Annotated in this window: 13 protein-coding genes; 10 read left to right on the forward strand and 3 right to left on the reverse strand. The window is 38.8% G+C overall.

The features are described from left to right. Positions 1-257: 257 nt before the first annotated feature. The 9 genes from CFPU101_RS13285 to CFPU101_RS13325 all read left to right on the forward strand — a co-directional run bounded on the left by CFPU101_RS13285 (position 258) and on the right by CFPU101_RS13325 (position 15,314). Positions 258-1,346, forward strand: coding sequence for a glycosyltransferase (locus tag CFPU101_RS13285; protein WP_206815821.1), 1,089 nt, complete (start codon positions 258-260; stop codon positions 1,344-1,346). Positions 1,347-1,627: 281 nt separating this feature from the next. Then, positions 1,628-2,707 carry a glycosyltransferase gene (locus tag CFPU101_RS13290; protein WP_206815822.1) on the forward strand — a complete coding sequence of 360 codons (1,080 nt, stop codon included), beginning with the start codon at positions 1,628-1,630 and terminating at the stop codon, positions 2,705-2,707. Between the two features lie 260 nt (positions 2,708-2,967). Beyond that, positions 2,968-3,684: a sugar transferase gene (locus tag CFPU101_RS13295; protein WP_242577958.1), complete on the forward strand. Its 717-nt coding sequence runs from the start codon at positions 2,968-2,970 to the stop codon at positions 3,682-3,684. A gap of 76 nt (positions 3,685-3,760) precedes the next feature. Then, complete coding sequence (sat, locus tag CFPU101_RS13300) at positions 3,761-4,936, forward strand: sulfate adenylyltransferase (protein WP_206815823.1); 1,176 nt, start codon at positions 3,761-3,763, stop codon at positions 4,934-4,936. Between the two features lie 76 nt (positions 4,937-5,012). Next, the gene (locus CFPU101_RS13305) at positions 5,013-7,214 is read left to right on the forward strand and encodes a caspase family protein (protein ID WP_206815824.1); all 2,202 of its coding nucleotides are present in this window, start codon (positions 5,013-5,015) and stop codon (positions 7,212-7,214) included. A 71-nt stretch (positions 7,215-7,285) separates the two neighbouring features. Further along, positions 7,286-8,947: a hypothetical protein gene (locus tag CFPU101_RS13310; RefSeq protein WP_206815825.1), complete on the forward strand. Its 1,662-nt coding sequence runs from the start codon at positions 7,286-7,288 to the stop codon at positions 8,945-8,947. Positions 8,948-8,982: 35 nt separating this feature from the next. Next, positions 8,983-9,444: an SRPBCC family protein gene (locus tag CFPU101_RS13315; RefSeq protein WP_206815826.1), complete on the forward strand. Its 462-nt coding sequence runs from the start codon at positions 8,983-8,985 to the stop codon at positions 9,442-9,444. Positions 9,445-9,559: 115 nt separating this feature from the next. Then, on the forward strand, positions 9,560-13,108 hold the full coding sequence (locus CFPU101_RS13320) for an NB-ARC domain-containing protein (RefSeq protein WP_206815827.1): 3,549 nt from the start codon (positions 9,560-9,562) through the stop codon (positions 13,106-13,108). 28 nt (positions 13,109-13,136) lie between these two features. Further along, entirely contained in the window at positions 13,137-15,314 is a 2,178-nt protein-coding gene (locus CFPU101_RS13325) for a carotenoid oxygenase family protein (RefSeq protein ID WP_206815828.1), read from the forward strand. 59 nt (positions 15,315-15,373) lie between these two features. Here CFPU101_RS13325 and CFPU101_RS13330 read toward each other — a convergent pair whose 3' ends face one another. Next, positions 15,374-16,246, reverse strand: coding sequence for an ABC transporter permease (locus tag CFPU101_RS13330; RefSeq protein ID WP_206815829.1), 873 nt, complete (start codon positions 16,244-16,246; stop codon positions 15,374-15,376). 8 nt (positions 16,247-16,254) lie between these two features. On the opposite strand from CFPU101_RS13330, the gene CFPU101_RS13335 reads away from it, so the two are divergent. Then, entirely contained in the window at positions 16,255-16,890 is a 636-nt protein-coding gene (locus CFPU101_RS13335; RefSeq protein WP_206815830.1) for a Uma2 family endonuclease, read from the forward strand. Between the two features lies 1 nt (position 16,891). Here the strand turns inward: CFPU101_RS13335 and CFPU101_RS13340 are convergent, their stop codons facing one another. Beyond that, positions 16,892-17,362 (reverse strand): DUF29 domain-containing protein, encoded by a 471-nt coding sequence (locus CFPU101_RS13340; protein WP_206815831.1) that lies wholly within the window; start codon positions 17,360-17,362, stop codon positions 16,892-16,894. After that, positions 17,359-18,543 (reverse strand): M20 family metallopeptidase, encoded by a 1,185-nt coding sequence (locus tag CFPU101_RS13345; protein WP_206815832.1) that lies wholly within the window; start codon positions 18,541-18,543, stop codon positions 17,359-17,361. Before CFPU101_RS13345 ends, CFPU101_RS13340 begins: the two co-directional genes overlap by 4 nt. Positions 18,544-18,576 lie beyond the last annotated feature (33 nt).

The raw sequence follows: 18,576 nt of genomic DNA on the forward strand, positions 1-18,576 counted from the left end.
ATTTAATTTTCTGCTTAGGATAAGTATTCATCTTAAAAAAATTCAATTTCCTTTTCTCTAGCTCAAGCTGATTGAAATTATGTATGATGAGATATAATGTTGTGTTCTTGCTAGATTTAGCTGAATCCTTTTAAAAACTATAAATTAAATGATTTTTATTTTTAAATTATGTAAAAATTTTTAATTTTACATAAAATAGATGATATTATTAATTTTTATTATAAAGAGATATAAATAAAATATTTAAGGATGATTTTATGGTAGAAAATACCGTTAGAGCTTTAGTGGTTGGTTCTTTCAACGACTCCATTGCGAAAGCACAACTAGATCCCTTTATTTATAATCGTAGACATCTAAATCAGCAGCTAAAATTAAAAGTTAGTCAAGCTGAAGCGACAGATTTTGTCACTTTAGGAAATATTTCTAAGACTTTTCAAGGTGATCTAATTTTTTTGATGCCTTCCTGGCAGGCTAGTTTGCAAGAAGAAGGTTTAATAATAGCCGAAAAAGTTTTACTAGACTTGAGAGAACATCTCGGCTCAAAAAAGCTAATTTTTATTGATCCATTTGCTCAAACAAGCTCAAATTATTTTCGGTTGCTGCCTTATGTAGATGTTTTCTTAAAACGCCAATGCTACAAAAACTTAGATGATTATCAACAAAGTTATATTGGGGGTTCACAATTTACAGATTTTTTAGCTAAACAATGGCAATTTGACTTTAGTAATTGGTTTGTCGGTTCAGAAGTCAACGCCAAGTATTTAGAGCGAATTCAATCAGGTTGGAATCTTGGAACTTCAGAGCAATTTATCAAAAGCCTTAAACCTCCTTTATTTAGGAAAAACTCTTTTAATAAAGAATTAGATATTTTCTGTCGTCTTTCTTTGGCATCTTCTCAAAAAAAAGAATGGTATTATCACTATAGACAAACGGCTTTAGAAGCGATCAAACCACTAGACTCGGATTATAAAGTTGTTTTTAGTGGAAGAACTGAAGAAAGTTTAGTTTCTCGTCGTCAGTATTTACAAGAGATCAAAAAAAGTCGTATTGTGTTTAGTCCTTTTGGTTGGGGAGAAACCTGTTGGCGTGATTTTGAAGCAATTTGTTATGATTGCTTACTGATTAAACCTTCAATGAGTCATATTAAAACTGAACCCAATATTTTTGTTGAGGGAAAAACTTATGTTCCTGTTAAATGGGATTTTTCTGATTTAGAAGAAAAATGTCGTTATTTTTTGAACCATCCTGATGAATCAGCTACAATTGTCAAAAATGCTCGTCAAGCTTATACAGAATATTTTCAAGAGAAAAAATTTATAGATAAGATTAAAAGTTTAATGGAATAGTACCTTAATTATTACGAAAAATTTTAACTTAACTGATTAAAGAAACTACTAATTATTGATAACGTTTTATTGAGTAATCAGTTTTTTAGTTAAGAAAAGTATTAAAATTAATCAAAAAACATTTTGTTGAGTTAACTTAATGTAAATTGACATCAAAATTATTGTAATTTGATGCCTAGACTATTTAAAAAATAACAATTTAAGTTTTTTCTTTGAGCATCATAATTGAGTCATAAAATTGTTGTTTTATAAAGCAACTTCTAAAAAAGAGCAAGAATAATATGTCTGATAAAATTTTTTTAAAATCTAAAATTGGTCACTATTTACGAGAAGTAATTCTGCATTGCCAAAGATCTATCTTGCCTAGAAAAAATAAATCAATTTTAATCTTTCCTTGTAGCGATAAGACATTAGCTTCATCTCGTGAAAGAGCCTACAATTTAAGTAAATATTTGAGACAATTAGGCTGGCGAGTTATTATTGTTCCTTTTCAGCTAGAATTGCCTCAACGAAGACGTATTTTAGCTCTAGAAAAACCTGATATTCTTTATATTCAAAAAGGTCGTCATCCTCTGAATTATCCACAACTTTATCAGGCTTCTCAGATTGTCTTCGATTTAGATGATGCTGATTTTTTAGATCCAAATCAAACACAACAAATTATTGATTGCTGTCAAGGTAGTAAATTAGTAATTTGTGGAAGTCAATATATTGCTAACTATTGTCATCAGTACAATCCGAATACACATATTATTTGGAGTGGGATGAATTTAGAGAATAGAAAATATCTACCATCTAGTCAACGCAAACGGATCGTAGCTTGGGGTACCAGTGATGCAATTGGATATGCTCAAGAGCGAAAGTTTTTACTTGAAGTAGTCATAGAACTACGAAAAAAAATAGATTTTGAGTTTTGGATTTATGGTCTTAAAAATGCTCAAGCCATCGAAAATGATCTTGAACAACTAAAACAGAATCAGATTCCTACAAAACTGTTTTCTCTTTTATCATTAGAGCAATATCATGACTCTTTAGAAAAAGTAGCTGTAGGGCTTCACGCGGTTATGGATATTCATCCCTACAGCTTGGGTAAATCTTTTGGAAAAGTGAATTCTTATATGCAGTGTGGTGTACCAATTGTTGTTCATAATCGGATTGATTATCCTAATTTTTTTGAAGATGGTCAAAATGGAATGTTAGCTGCTCATCGTGACGAATGGGTCGAAAAAATTGAGCAACTACTCATTAATCCTCAGTTACGTGATAGCATAGCCACACAAGCGACGGTTGATTTCAAAAATAGACTTTCCAGTCAAGCTGTTGCTCAAAGAGTTCATCAAGTTTTATTAGATCTAATTTAATAAACAATTATTTTAAAGAAGATATTGCTGCAGAGCAAATTTGATAAAACTTAAAGCTTTTCTTGAGCAGGCTAACTCTAAATTAAGCATCTGATTCGTCAAAACAAATAAGACCAAATCGAGGAACATCAATTTAATTTTTTCTAATCTATAACATTTACCAAAAATCTTATACATCTAGTTATACAAAGTGCGACGCTTACTTATACGTTAGAACAAACATGACTTGCTTATGATTGTGAAATAGATTAATCACACTCATGTCCGAAACGTGTAATCAGATGATCGCATACTCTAAAATTTTTGCCTTACATCCCGATGCTGATACATCTTTCCATCTTAAATCGATACCTTGTAAACCTCGATCGGTTCATCCATCCATTACCAGTAAAGCTAAACGTTTGTTTGATCTACTAGGGGCATTAGTCGGTTTAGCCATCTTGGGATTAATGGCGATTCCCATTGCGATCGCAATGTTTTTCCATGATCCAGGGCCTCTATTTTACAGTCAAATTCGTTGTGGCTATCGAGGTCGTCCTTTTCGAATTTGGAAATTTCGTTCCATGGTAGTGAATGCTGAACAGCTAAAACACCTCGTTAAAAATGAAGCAAGCGGTCACATTTTCAAAAACGAAAACGATCCACGAATCACCAAAATCGGTCATTTCCTGCGTCGTACCAGTCTTGATGAATTTCCTCAGTTTTGGAATGTCTTAAAAGGTGAGATGAGTTTAGTCGGAACCCGTCCCCCAACCCTTGATGAAGTCGAAAAATATAAACCTCATCACTGGCAACGCTTGAGAGTCAAACCAGGAATTACTGGAGAATGGCAAATTAGAGGGCGTTCGAGTGTCAAAGATTTTGAAGCGATCGTGCGTTTAGATTTAGACTATCAAGAAAAATGGTCTGTTCTGTATGATCTATCCCTTTTGCTGCAAACCATCAAGGTTGTTTTAAAACAAAAAGGCGCGTGTTAAGAAAATTCGTTCATTGCACCCTTTGAATAATTTCCTTTGCTTGGTAGGATTAATCGTGACGACAAGATGAATCACTATGAGCATACAGACAGATGGGATTGCGCCACACGGCGGACATTTAATTAATCGTATTGCGACCTCAGCAGAACGAGACGAGTTTTTAGAGCAACAAGATCATTTACCCCGAATTCAACTTGATGAACGGGCAACATCTGATCTAGTTATGATTGCCATTGGTGGATTCAGTCCGATTAATGGTTTTATGGAACAAGCCGACTATGAATCCGTTGTTGAAGATATGCGATTCGTTAACGGTCTTCCTTGGAGTATACCCATTACATTATCCGTAACTGAAGAAGTCGCTGAACCTTTAAAAGAGGGAAGCTGGATACGGTTAGATGATCCTACAGGACGATTTGTGGGAGTTCTGGAACTAACGCAAAAATATCGTTATAACAAAGCACATGAAGCCGTTAACGTCTATCGTACTGATGATATTAAACATCCAGGTGTCAAAGTCGTTTATGATCAAGGCCCCATTAATTTAGCGGGGCCAATCTGGTTATTACAACGCGATGCTCATCCTGATTTTCCTAGCTATCAAGTCGATCCCGTTGAATCTCGACAACGGTTTAAAGAAAAAGGATGGAAAACCGTAGTAGGATTCCAAACTCGAAATCCCATTCACCGCGCCCATGAGTATATCCAAAAATGCGCCCTTGAAATTGTCGATGGCTTATTTTTACATCCTTTAGTTGGTGCAACCAAAAGCGATGATATTCCTGCCGATGTGCGGATGCGTTGCTATGAGATCATGATTGATCAATATTTTCCTCAAGATCGGGTAATCTTAGCAATTAATCCGAGTGCGATGCGTTATGCGGGGCCCAGAGAAGCGATTTTTCATGCCCTGATCCGCAAAAATTACGGCTGTACTCATTTTATTGTCGGTCGAGATCACGCAGGAGTCGGCGACTATTACGGAACCTATGATGCTCAATATATTTTCGATGAGTTTAAACCCGAAGAATTGGGCATTACACCGATGATGTTTGAACACGCTTTCTACTGTACTCGTACTCAGCAAATGGCAACGACTAAAACCAGTCCGAGTCGTAAAGAAGAACGGATTCATTTATCGGGGACTAAAGTTCGGGAAATGTTACGACGGGGTGAATTACCTCCTCCAGAATTCTCTCGTCCTGAAGTTGCAGCAGAATTGATTCGTGCTGCACAAAGTCAGCCAGAATAAAACAAGATTACTAGAAAACAGGAGAAAAGCAAAAGCAGGCTATCTTCTGTTTTCTAACTCTAGGAGACTTTCCCCAATGAGTACAAATCGACGTTCATTTTTATCCCAGACCGCATTTGGCTTACTGACGTTGGGTGTTAGTCCAAGTGAATTAATTCGCACAACTCACAGCCTTGCTGCTGTCACACCACGAAAATTAGCGTTACTCGTTGGGATTAATGATTATGGTGAAGGAAATAGCCATTTACAAGGCTGCTTGACCGATGTTGAACGACAACAGGAATTATTAGTCTATCGTTTTGGCTTTAATCTGAGTGATATCGTTACTTTAACCGATCAACAAGCAACACGAGACAATATCGAAACGGCTTTTCGTGAACATCTAGTCACCCAAGCGCAATCGGGAGATGTGGTCATTTTTCATTTTAGTGGTTACGGCAATCAAATTAAGCTCACAACTGACACAGGTAATATACAAGAAATTAATAGTTTTTTACCCTGTAATGGACTATTGAAAGAAAAAACAAAAAATGAAATTGTTGAAGAAACGATTTTTTTATTAGCTCGCTCGCTGGCTACTGATCAAGTGACAATGGTTTTAGATACCAGTCATACCACCGATGGCAAGCCGCGACAAGGTAATCTAAAAGTGCGCGCCGCGAAGCAGATCTCTTCGAGATCGTTTCCTGCAACATCAAGTAAAATCAATTCAGAAGAATTAAGCTTATTAACCGATCTCCGCAACCGTACTAAAGCCAAACGTGGGGCAACTCCTGCAACGATTTTAGCTGCTAGTGGACAAAATCAAATGGCTACTGAGATTATCGATAATGATTGGAGTGCGGGACTATTTACCTATGCTTTAACTCAATATCTTTGGCAAACCACCGACACGAGTCAAATTTTTACAATTTTTAATCACACCAGTCAACAAGTAGCACAACTGACAGGATTACAACAACAGCCCCAACTCCTAAAAAATCCAAAATCTCGTCTGACTTATCATTTAATTCCAGAACAGCTAGACGGTGCCGAAGGAGTGATTACCAGTGTAAAAAGTGAAAAAATCGTGGAACTGAGTTTAACTGGTTTGAACGCTAATTTAGTTGATGAACTGGGCATATCTTCCTGTTTTGTTCTTGCCTCGTCACCCGAAGAAGTGTTACAAATCATCTCCCGACAAGGATTAACCGCTAAAGCACAACGACTTTCTTTAACTTCATCTTTAGAAGTTGGACAAACCGTTCAAGAATGGATACGAGTTTTATCGCGACAAATCAGTTTAGTCATTGCCTTAGATAGTAGTCTATCGCGCATTGAACGGGTTGATGCGACCAGTGCCTTAGCCACAATTGCGATCGCGCATTCTCTAGCTACCAAGGGGGAACAAAAAATCGATTGTATCTTAAGTAAAATCGATTCTAAACCCTCTGAAACCGTTAAGGATTCTGATTCGGTCATTTCACCATCAACGGCTGCTGATGCGTCTTTAGGGATGGGAAGTTATCGACTATTATCGGTTGCAGGGACACCGATTTCGAGTACTGTAGGTCAAGACAACGAAGCCGTCAAAGGAGCCGTACAACGTTTAATACCCCAATTTAAAACCCTGTTAGCTGCCAAACTCTGGCGACTGACTGGTAATGAAGGCTCATCGCGTTTGTTAGTCACGGCAAATTTAGACCAACTCGCACCGACTCCCCAACACCTACTCCAAAAAAAGACGCGATTAACAAGTGAGACAAAACCCAAATTGTTTGTTACAGAACCACTAGCAGCCGTTCCAAAAATTGCGATCGGCACAGAAATACAATATCGTCTGACCAATGATGGACAAGAGCCAATTTATTGTCTATTAATCGGAATTGATGCGAGTGGCAACGCATTTACCCTGAGTCTAGCCCATCCTGAAACGGCACAACTTCAAGATCAAGTAATTGCATCGAGAGAAACCCTGATTTTACCCAATCAAAATCTACCAACTTGGCGAGTAGTGGGGCCTGTGGGTTTAACCGAAATTTTTGTGATCTGTTCTCGTTATCCCTTTAAAAAAACCTTAAAAGTGCTAGAAACCAGTCAAGTGTTTAACCATGAGCGTAACCCGATTTTTACCCTTGCTCAACCCCTTGAGGTAGCCCAATCCATTTTAGAAGATTTAGCTCTTTCAAGTGCCGTCAAGAGCGAACTTGTTAATAATTCAGCCGACTATTATGCTTTAGATGTAAACGCATGGGTAACATTGTCCTTTATTTATCAAGTCGTTGGTGAAACTAGATAGAATATTTTAATAGGTTGAAGAGTGGTCGCATTCTCAATATCATATTAAACATTAAAGGCTAAACATTAATAATGAGCATTCTTCCTCAAACGACCCAACGTCGCCTCAAAAAAATTCCTCAAATTCCTGGTGTTGTGTGGGAAGGTGATCGACGTTCGTTATTAGGCTTAAAAACGTCGATGGAGCCTGAACATGAGGGAGCCGAAGAGTGCGTGATCTGGGTTGATGGTTCAGAAGGTTTTGTTAGAGCAATGGATGTGGTTTCGGTCGATGCAGGGCCAGAAGCGATCGTCAGAACCTTTTTACGGGCAATTGAAACACCCCATCGTCCCGCTAAACCTGCACGTCCTCAGAAAATTGTCGTGCGTAATAAAGAAATTCACTTTTTTTTACGCGGTGTCTTACAAAACCTCGATATTGATATTGAACTGATCCCAGAATTACCTCTGATTGATGAATTGTTCAGAGGATTCGAGGAAATGAACCATTCTCGACCCCCTGCATTACCAGAAACACAAGAAGCAGCCTTGAAAAAAACCGCCCTAGAGATCTGGCAAGAGGCACCTTGGTATGTTTTGGCAGATTATGATATTTTATCCATCAAAATCAATCAATGGGGTGTAGATACCCTCTATGCTTGTGTGATGGGAATGTTAGGGCAAGAATATGGAGTGATTTTATATCGATCGCTCGACTCTCTAAAACAGTTCCGTCTCGCTGCATTAGAAAAAAAATCCCTTGAACAGTTAGAAAAAGCTTTTTTGTCTCAAGATTGTTGGTTTCTCAGTTATGAAGCTATTGAAACAAGCGAATCTGATGACGATGACGATGACGAGGGAGTTGATTTATCAAACTTAGACGTTTCTCAAATTCGTCCTGTTTTTGGTAGTGTTCATCCCTATGAAGGCATTAGACCCTATTTAGATGAAGAAGAAGCGATCGCGGTTAATGTTGCTTTACAATCGCTCTACCGTTTTTTCCGCAATACCCAAGCTGAATTAGCCGAAGAAACCCTACAACCCATTAGTAAGCGTTTTCGGATCTCTCTAACGTCTGAGTCGGATCAAGAAACCATATCGACAACGGTGACAACGCTACCTGAATTATCGGGTGAGTTTTTAGCTATGGTCGAACAAGTGGAAGATGATGATGATGATGATGATTTTGACGATGATGACGATGATGAAAATTCTTTCTCACTCAAGGAAGATTTAATTCCAGATAATTCTTTTTTGAGTCTAGGGATGATATCTTGGGAAATGCACGAACAAATTAGAACACGTCCTCAGATTTATTATCAAAATCAAAATTGTCCACAAAAAGGCGATGGATTGCCAATTATTATGGTACAAACGAGTCGCCCCAAAGCTAAAGAAATTATTCAAAGAATTAAAGAGGGCGGCGGGTTAAAAGCTATTTGTTTTAATCCTGGTGAAGATCCTTTTACAGATGCGACTTATGATCTGGGTATCCTACAACTTAATAATGGTGATTTGTATCTTTTTGGTGAATTTATTGGCGATGACCCCGAACACATGAAGGCTCGCAAAAACTGGGAAAATCGTTCTCAAAAATCCAAGGGTTATTGTGGCTTAATTATTGCGATGGGAGTTACTGGATCATCTCGTGGTAATCCTCAATTATCGGATATGTTGGGTTTGTTTGAAGCTCAAGTAATGAAGAGTAAGGATTTAGATCTAGGGGTTCTACAATTACTACCTCATTTTGACTAGAATAAATAAAGATACATAAAAATTAACATTGCTCAATGTCACTTCATCAAACTTTTGAACAAGCGATCCAGATTAAGGCTAGTGCGACAGCTGTCGAAAAGTGTTTAACTGATTTAGAATTAATGCACCGTTGGTTAAATCCTGCTCTTAAGTGTGAACCAATAGGAGAATGGACAACAAATATCGGCGGTCGCAGTCGTTTTTTGATTTCAATTCCACTGATTAAGCCGACTTTAAAAAGTGTCGTAATTGAACGCGAACCTGGTTTAATTGTCTGGCAATTTGAAGGATTTTTTCAAGGATGCGATCGCTGGGAGTGTCAACCCAATGCTCAAGGAACAAAGTTATATAACCGCTTTGAATTTAAGATATCTAATCCGATTGTGAAATGGGGTTTTAATACGTTTGCCGCTAACTTGACCAAAAATGATATGAAAGCTCAACTCAGACGACTCAAACGAGTTGCTGAAGCTGTTTATCTGACTGAACAAGGTTAAGAAACACATTCCCCAAAAAATAGCTAAAGTCAGATCATTGATTCCTTTGGGGAAGCAGATCAGTTAAAATTTGATTAATAATCGGGAACAAATTTTCTCTTCTTGCTTTCTAAAGATGAATTTTGAAGATGCACTAGCGATCGTTGATCAGGTTTTGGCACCTCGATCCTTAAATAAAGTTCAGCAGATTGTCTTAGAACACTCTTGGCAGGGGCTTTCTTATGGAGAGATTGCTAATATTACCGATTATGATGAAGGCTATCTTAAAGATACAGGTGCGAAACTCTGGCAAACCTTGTCCGATGTTTTTGGCAAGAAAGTCACTAAACAAAATCTTCAGTTAACGGTTCAATATTATTACAAAAAACAGCAAGTATCATCGAAAGTTGTTTCGCTTATTTCCCCATCTTCGCAACGTTTGATTCAAGATTGGGGAGAAGCGATCGATACTTCGATTTTTTATGGACGAAATTTAGAATTAACCACCCTCAGTCAATGGATCGTCGATGATCAATGTCGTCTGATTGCGATTTTGGGAATGGGTGGGATTGGCAAAACAACCCTATCAGTCAAAGTAGCTGAACTTGTCCAAAAAAATTTTCAGTTTCTCATCTGGCGCTCGCTACGTCATGCACCATCCTTTGATGAACTAGCCACGGAATTAATTTTATTTCTCTCGCGTCAAAAAGAAATCCAAATTCCCCCAACAACCGAGGGAAAAACCACTCGTTTACTAAACTATCTACGTCAATCTCGCTGTCTGCTAATTCTGGATAATTTTGAATCGATTTTGCAAAGTGGTAGTCAAACGGGACAGTATCAAGACCATTATTTAGGATATCAAAACTGGTTACAAGCGATCGCACAAACTCGTCATCAGAGTTGTGTCTTACTCACCAGTCGAGAAAAACCTCAAGAAGTTCGCATCCATGAAGGTGTATCGCTTCCCGTTCGTTCTCTGCAATTACAAGGGCTTAGCGTTGCCGAAGGACAAGAATTATTTTTTGCCAAAGGTTGCTTTAGTTACGATCAACGAGATTGGCAGGATATTTTTGAACATTATGCTGGAAATCCACTGGCTTTAAAAATGGTGGCAGCCGCAGTACAAGAATTATTTGATGGTGATACAAGTGAATTACTATCTTGTATGCGAGCAGGAAGACTCAATTTTGCTGATATTCATGAATTATTAGAACGTCAGTTTGAACGACTTTCGGATGTGGAACAACAAGTCATGTACTGGCTATCGATTAATCGAGAACCTGTTACCGCAAAAGAACTCGAAAACGATCTGGTTTCTCCCGTTATTGCTCAACAGTTATTCGGTGCGCTGCAATCTCTCAAACAACGCTCTTTAATTGAACGACAGGACAAACAATGGCTGTTACAACCTGTGGTGATGGAATATACGACGACTCGTTTAGTTATTGCGATCACCCAAGAAATTATCCAGAACCGAGCCGAATTGTTACAAAATTATGCTCTGATGAAGGCTCATACCAAAGACTATATCCGACAAGCACAAATTTATTTTATCGTTGAACCTGTTATTAATCGATTACTGATGGCTCTGGGTAACTATGAAACCATCGCACAACATCTAAAAACGATCGTTCGTTCCTTACAACAATCTGGTTTACGTCAACCAGGCTATGCGGGTGGTAATATTCTAAATCTGCTGTTACAAATGCAACTCGATCTCAGTCATGATGACTTTTCAGGGTTGTCTATTTGGCAAGCTCATCTACAAGATGCGAAATTGCATCATGTCAACTTTACTCAATGTGACTTTTCACGCTCGGTTTTTGCTCAATCCTTTAGTGGGGTTTTAGCGGTGGCTTTTAGTCCAGATGGTAAAATCGCAGCAACGGGTAACGCTAACTGTGAGGTGCATTGCTGGCAAGTTAGCGATCGCCAACGTCTTTTAACCCTGTCAGGTCATACGGGTTGGGTGCGGAAAGTTGTTTTTAGTCCCGATGGTCAATTCCTTGCTAGTAGCAGTGAAGACCAAACAATTAAACTGTGGCGGATGTCAGATGGTCAATGTCTTTACACATTTACTGAACATACGGATAGTACCTACGGTCTAGATTTTAGCCCTGATGGTCAATTCCTCGCTAGCTGTGGCAATGACTGTACGATTAGAATTTGGCAAATCAATAATGGAACTTGTCAGGGGATCTTGACGGGACACACCGCAGGCATACTGACGGTTAACTTTAGTCCAGATGGTCAATTCCTCGCTAGTAGCGGCTTTGATAATACAATCCGTCTTTGGGATGTCGCCCATCAGCAATGTATAAGAATTATTACAGAACATAGACATTGGGTCGGTGGTGTGCAATTTAGTCCAGATGGTAAACGCTTGGTCAGTGCAAGCTGTGATAACACCGTAAGAGTTTGGCAAGTCGATACAGGTGAGTGTCTAGCCATCCTCAGCGATCATAGTCAATGGGTTTGGAAAGCAGTCTGGAGTCCCGACGGTACTAAAATTGCTAGTGGTGGGGAAGATCAGACGATTCGCATCTGGGATAGTAGAACAGGTGATTGTCTACACATCCTTCAAGGTCATAAAAGTAGAGTGTGGAGTCTCGATTTTAGTCCAGATAGCCAGACTCTAGTAAGTGCGAGTGAAGATCAAACCATTCGTTTTTGGCAAGTCAGTACAGGTCATTGTAGTGCGAGTATTCAAGGTTATACCAATTGGGTAAAAGCGATCGCATTTAGTCCCTGTGGTCGGATCTTAGCCACAGGTCACAAAGATCGGATGCTTCGGGTTTGGAGTGTCGAAGATCATCAAACCATTTGGGAAATTAAAGCCCATACTAGAGGTATCCCTGCAATCGCTTTTCATCCAGATGGACAGATTTTGGCTAGTGGTAGCGAAGATAAAACCGTTAAACTGTGGAATATCAAAAATCGCATCAATGTACAGACTCTAAAAGGTCATACTGATGAAGTTTGGTCGGTGTCTTTTCATCCAGATGGAAAAATCCTAGCCAGTAGTAGTCATGATCAAACGATTAAACTCTGGGAGATCCAATCAGGTCAATGTATTAAAACCCTCACTGGACATAGCGATCGCATTCCCACGGTTACTTTTAATCCACAGGGAACGTTACTAGCGAGTGGTAGTGATGATCATACGATTAAATTGTGGGACATTAATCAAGGTCATCTGAAAACGCTCTCTGGACATTCGGCAAGAGTTGGAGCGATCGCATTTAGTCCCGATGGTCAATGGTTAGTTAGTGCTAGTTTAGATCAGACGATTCGTTTATGGGAAATACCGTCAGGTCAATGTATTCGTAGTTTTACAGGTCATCAGGGATGGGTCATGTCGGTAGTCTTTTTTCCCGACGGTCAAAAAATCGCTAGTGCCAGTTGTGATCAGACAATAAAAATCTGGAATGTGAGTACGGGATATTGTATTAACACTTTAGACGGTCACAAAAATTGGATTTGGGGTCTTGCCATTAGTCCAGATGGTTCCTATTTGGCTAGTGCTAGTGAAGATGAAACAATCAAGATGTGGCAGACTCAGACCGAAACTTGTGTCAGTGTACTGAGAGCAAAACAACCTTATGAGGGGATGCAGTTTGATCAAGTTACTGGTCTAACACTGGCTCAAACAACGATGTTAAAAGTTCTCGGTGCATCTTAAACTTCCTAGAATAGTACAAATATATTATATGAGTAATCCTCAAAGAGACATACCCAAATCACTGATTAAAACATCACGCGACGAAATCGATCTACCCTCTTTAGCGATCTATAAACAAGAAAATAGTACCGCAACCCCCGAACCAGTAGAAACACTTCCTAGTGATCTAAAGGGTTATGCGTTTACGGTTGGGGCCTTATTTCAAGCACAAAACCGACCTCAAGAGGATGGAACTCTGTTATATACAGGGGATGGGATGATGTATCGTTTGGGGTTTGAAAACGGAACAGCCAGTCTAAAAACCCGTATTGCTAAAACGCCTTGTTATTATGCAGATCGACCCACTCAATATTATCTAGCAGAGTCTTTTCGTTCAGTCCCTAAATCTAAATTTGCAACTAAAGATCTCAAGCATCGAATTTTTTCTTATTTTGCAGGTTTTCGAGATGGGGGTCAAAGTAGATTTAGTATTATTTTAGGCGCGAGAAACCAACTCAATACAGCCTTTTTACGAACAAGAGATCATCTATTAGTGACGATCGATGCTGGTCGTCCTCATATTGTAGATCCAATTACTTTAGAACTGATCGAACCCACTGGAGAGACTTCAGACTGGAAAGGAATTTTCCCTTTTGTCCCAAAACTACAGAAAAACAATCTTTTTGATACTTATATTAATTCAGCCCATCCTCTGACTGATCTAAGTACCATCATCAATAATGATTCACCCGATGAATTTTATACAACTAACTACTCAACAGGATACAACGGAAAATATAGAAAACCTGTTAATAAATTGTTTGATCATGTATTAGGGCCGTTATTTCAAAAAGTACTTGGTAAGCCAGCCGATCCCGATGATTTTGGTCGTTATACCTATTTAATTCGCTATCGATTTGGCGAAGAAAAACCCCTCAAACGTTGGCGGATGCTGTTACCCAATGGTGAACCCGTTTTAGTCGAACAATCTCTACATCAATTAGCCATCACCGAAGAGTATATTATTATGTCTGATATTACCTTCAAGATGGAATTTACTCAGATTTTTTCCCCCTTCTTTACAGGATTTTTGAAATTCATGATTTTTAAGAATCTTAAAATAGATTGGTTGGGAGCGTGGATTTATGGTGTATTTTTGAAACAACTTAGACCCTTACCCTATGGGGCTTTGTATATTATTAAACGTGCTGATTTGGAGAAAAATACAACAGAATTAGTGGCACAAAGAGCGATCGTTCCGACAGAGATTTCCCATTTTGCCGCCGATTATACCAATCCAAATCACAAAATTACCATTCATATCGGTCATAATAACGGTTGGGATGTCACTGAAGGAATTACCCGTTACGATCGTCCTGTTGCCCAATTTCCCTATCTACGGAAAGATTTAGAAGGGATGATGACGGGAACCACAGATTTAGGTTCTCTCGGACGCTATGTAATTGATGGCGAAACGGGTAAAATTCTTCAGTATCAACGAGTATCAGAAGAACCTGCTACTTGGTCATTATCTGTGTATACCCATCGGGAACTGAAACGCGATAACTCACAAGAAACGGCACAAACAGTTAAAAATATTTATTGGGTATCGTGGGGATTTTCTTGGGAATTGATTCCTGAGCGCATCTATAATGCTTATAAAAATGATCTTAATCGAACGGTTCAAAGTACAGATTTACCAAGCGATCGTCGTCCAACTGTTTTACTTCGTTTAAATACAGAAACGATGACAATTGAGGATCAGTACCATTTTCCTAACAATTATTTTCCTTGTTCACCTCAGTTTATTCCCAGTTCTGATCCCACACCAGAAGGTCAAGATCCCTCAACTCATGGTTATATTGTTTGTCTAATTCTTAAAGATAATCCAGAAAATGTAGAACAACCTCAAGATGAATTCTGGATTTTTCATGCTGACGATCTCAACAATAAACCGATCTATCGTCTCCGTTCTCCAGATCCCAAACAACCTTTAAATATTGCCCTGACTTTACATACAACGTGGATAGAAAGCCTTTATTCTGAAGGAGATGAGCAGGAACGTCAACACAAACGAGAACAAGCATTAAAGCGCGATTACGATCATTTCTTGCCTGATACATGGCCAATTATTCAAGAATTAGCCAAAGATTTTGTTTATCCCAATTTCATTAAACAAACTCCCGAGAAAGATTTTGAGAAAGAAATTCTATCGGATCAACAATAATCAATTTTTATTCTTTAATCAAAGATTTTGAGAAAGAAATTCTATCGGATCAACAATAATCAATTTTTGTTCTTTAATCGAGGATTCAAGACCTCGCTTAATCCTTCTCCGAGTAATGATAAACCGACAACCATCGTAGTCAAAGCTAGACCGGGATAAAGCGTTGTCCACCAGATTCCAGTTGATAAATCGGCTAATGCTTCCTTTAAATCGTGTCCCCATTCGGGTATTTCTTCGGGTAATCCTAATCCTAAAAATCCTAAACCTCCTAATACTAAAATAGCATCAGCCGCATTGAGGGTAAAAATTACGGGGACACTTTGAATTACATTAAAGAAAAGATATTTGGATAAAACACGAATCGGTGTAGCCCCTAATGCTTGTGCTGCTTCAACAAATAATTCATTTTTGACACTAACGGTTTGATTGCGAACAATACGGAAATATTGCGGAATATAGGAAATACTGACCGCGATCGCAACATTTAAAATCCCTCGACCTAAAATAAAAGCTAAGGTAATCGATAGCAATAATCCAGGTAAAGTATAAATTGTATCCATCAAAAAGAGCAAAATTCTATCCAGTCTTCCCCCTAAATATCCACTAATTAAACCTAAAGGTACTCCGACAAACATCGATATCAAAGTCGCTAAAAAAACAACTTGTAATGCTGCCTGTGTACCGAATAGCGTTCGAGAAAAAACATCATATCCTCTAACATTTGTCCCAAACCAATGATTAGCAGATGGGGGAGCTTGAATGGGATAGCTAAGTAAATCAGTTGGATCTTTTAGTAAACCAATTGTTTGTAACAGAGGAGCGAATAAAGCGATTAAAATAAAACTAATCGTGAGAACTAATCCAATTCTCATCAACTGAGTTGTTAGATTGGGACGCTCTAAACGATTAATTGGCAGTTTAAAAGTAGTCATATTTAAAAATGTTTGCTGTTATTACACCTGAAACCATTGAGTTACCCCCTGGTACTGTTGTTCGACTTCTTGGCACTTGGGACGATTATCAAGCCATTGTAGAACAATTAGGCGATCGCTCGATCCCGCGTGTTAAATATCGTCCTGGAGAAATTTTATTAATGTCACCTTTACCCGTACATGGTCGTCAAGCTAATATTTTGGCAGATGTTGTAAAAGTTTTGTTAGATCATCTAGAACAAGATTACGAAGCTTTTACACCGATTACAATGGATTTACCTGAAATTAGAGGGATTGAGCCTGATTATTGTTTTTATATCGATCATTGGGCGGCCGTTGCGGGTAAAGATCGAATTAAATGGGGTGTTGATCCGTCTCCTGATTTAATCATAGAAATCGATGTGACAAGTTACACTGATGTTAACGACTATTTACCCTACCAAGTTCCCGAAGCGTGGATCTTTAAAAGAAATCAGCTTTTAATTTATGGTTTAGAGAATAATCGATATACACTTAAAACCAGTAGCCGCTATTTTCTAGGTCTAAATATTTTAGAAATCATTGAGGAATGTTTGCAGATAGCGAATGAACGTAATACAAGTACAGCCATCCGAGAATTAAGACGAAAATTAGCCAACAAATGATTTAGTCTAACCAGTCGCAGGATTCACCAGGGAAAAAATGCTCATCTAACACTTGTTCTATTGTATATGGACATTCTTTTTGGAACGTTCGTTCTGATAAATTTGTTTCTCCTGCGGCTAAAATGACTCCTTTTTGATAAGCTTGTTTAAGCCCTTCACTTAAATAAGGTTTTAAACTCGGATTTTCGGCTAATAATTCTAAAATATCGATTCTTTGAACCCGAATCGTACTAAACCAACTACGGGTACGTTTTTGGGGTTGATACTCCCATTTGAGTAAATGACCCACTAAGATACTAAGACGATTTCGTAGTTCCGATCGTTGCTGTTTTCCCAAAGATTCTATTTCCTCAACTAAATTAGGGAGATCCAGTTCACTCCATTTCTGATGACGCAGGAGTTCAGCTTGTTTTTGCGTCCAAGCATAAAAATCAGTCTCATAGAGAGAATTTAAAGGTATGGGCTGACTCATAATAATGATTGATTCCAGTATTTGTAAGTGGCGTAAGCGAGAGTGACAACACCTGTAACTATTGCAGACTCATTGACTTCAAATTCAGGATGATGTAGGGGAAAATTATATTGATCCGAGTAGCCAACTCCTAAACGAAACATACTACCGGGGGCGTGTTGGAGATAGACTGAAAAATCTTCTGCCCCTAATGAGGGTTCGTTCAATATTTCGATATGATCATTCCCCCAAGCTTCTCGGCCTGCTTCTTCTAAAATTTGGGTTAAATAAGAATCATTGATCACCGCAGGAACACCACGACTATATTTGATCTCATAGGTTGCCCCATATGCTTGACAGATATTAGCGACAATACCTTCGATCCATTCGGGTAGGTTGGCATGAGTTTCGGGGTGTAGCGATCGCACTGTTCCCGACAACCAAACTTGATCCGCGATCACATTTGAAGCGCGTCCCCCATTAATTTGACCAATGGTTAAAACAATGGGACGTAGGGGGTTTTGAGTTCGACTAATGGCCTGTTGTAGGGTGGTCATGACTTGTGACGCGATCCAAATAGCATCGATCGCTTCGTGAGGTCTGGCCCCGTGTCCCGACTCTCCATAAATATATATTTCTAAATCATCGGCGGCGGCGGTTAAACAGCCGTACCTAATGCCAATATTTCGCGCTACAATCGACGGGAACACATGAACCCCAAAAATCGCGTTTACATCCCTCATCACGCCATCTTGCACCATCCAAGCGGCTCCTTGGGCTATTTCTTCGGCGGGTTGGAAGATAAAGCGAGTGGTTCCCTGTATTGCTTCGGGTAATTGCGATAGAACCATTGCCGTTCCTAAACCGACGGTGGTATGAACATCATGTCCGCAAGCGTGCATAATTCCTGGTTTACGGGAAGCAAAATCCAAATTTGCTCGTTCTTGGATGGGTAGCGCATCCATATCGGTTCGGATTGCTAAAACGTTCTGACTGGGTGTTTTTCCAACTAAATCTCCCATAACTCCTGTTTTTCCAATGGTTTCTTGTACTTGAAGACCACAGGACGATAATACACCTGCCACATAGGCCGCTGTTTGGTATTCTTGTCCGCTTAGTTCGGGATGGGCATGAATATGACGACGAATTTCAATCAGTCTAGGGGCTAAGTTTTCGGCGATATCTTTAATTTTGGAGAGCATGAATCTTTATTTTATGATGATTCTATCCATAAA

Source organism: Chroococcus sp. FPU101, from assembly GCF_017312365.1.
Lineage (GTDB): Bacteria > Cyanobacteriota > Cyanobacteriia > Cyanobacteriales > Microcystaceae > Chroococcus.

Excerpts from the sequence above, each read along its gene's own strand:
- CFPU101_RS13315 (WP_206815826.1), top strand. The coding sequence starts at position 8,983 with ATGTCACTTCATCAAACTTTTGAACAAGCGATCCAGATTAAGGCTAGT.
- CFPU101_RS13285 (WP_206815821.1), top strand. The coding sequence starts at position 258 with ATGGTAGAAAATACCGTTAGAGCTTTAGTGGTTGGTTCTTTCAACGAC.
- CFPU101_RS13325 (WP_206815828.1), top strand. The coding sequence starts at position 13,137 with ATGAGTAATCCTCAAAGAGACATACCCAAATCACTGATTAAAACATCA.
- CFPU101_RS13310 (WP_206815825.1), top strand. The coding sequence starts at position 7,286 with ATGAGCATTCTTCCTCAAACGACCCAACGTCGCCTCAAAAAAATTCCT.
- CFPU101_RS13295 (WP_242577958.1), top strand. The coding sequence starts at position 2,968 with ATGTCCGAAACGTGTAATCAGATGATCGCATACTCTAAAATTTTTGCC.
- CFPU101_RS13335 (WP_206815830.1), top strand. The coding sequence starts at position 16,255 with ATGTTTGCTGTTATTACACCTGAAACCATTGAGTTACCCCCTGGTACT.
- CFPU101_RS13330 (WP_206815829.1), bottom strand. The coding sequence starts at position 16,246 with ATGACTACTTTTAAACTGCCAATTAATCGTTTAGAGCGTCCCAATCTA.
- sat (WP_206815823.1), top strand. The coding sequence starts at position 3,761 with ATGAGCATACAGACAGATGGGATTGCGCCACACGGCGGACATTTAATT.
- CFPU101_RS13340 (WP_206815831.1), bottom strand. The coding sequence starts at position 17,362 with ATGAGTCAGCCCATACCTTTAAATTCTCTCTATGAGACTGATTTTTAT.
- CFPU101_RS13290 (WP_206815822.1), top strand. The coding sequence starts at position 1,628 with ATGTCTGATAAAATTTTTTTAAAATCTAAAATTGGTCACTATTTACGA.
- CFPU101_RS13320 (WP_206815827.1), top strand. The coding sequence starts at position 9,560 with ATGAATTTTGAAGATGCACTAGCGATCGTTGATCAGGTTTTGGCACCT.
- CFPU101_RS13305 (WP_206815824.1), top strand. The coding sequence starts at position 5,013 with ATGAGTACAAATCGACGTTCATTTTTATCCCAGACCGCATTTGGCTTA.
- CFPU101_RS13345 (WP_206815832.1), bottom strand. The coding sequence starts at position 18,543 with ATGCTCTCCAAAATTAAAGATATCGCCGAAAACTTAGCCCCTAGACTG.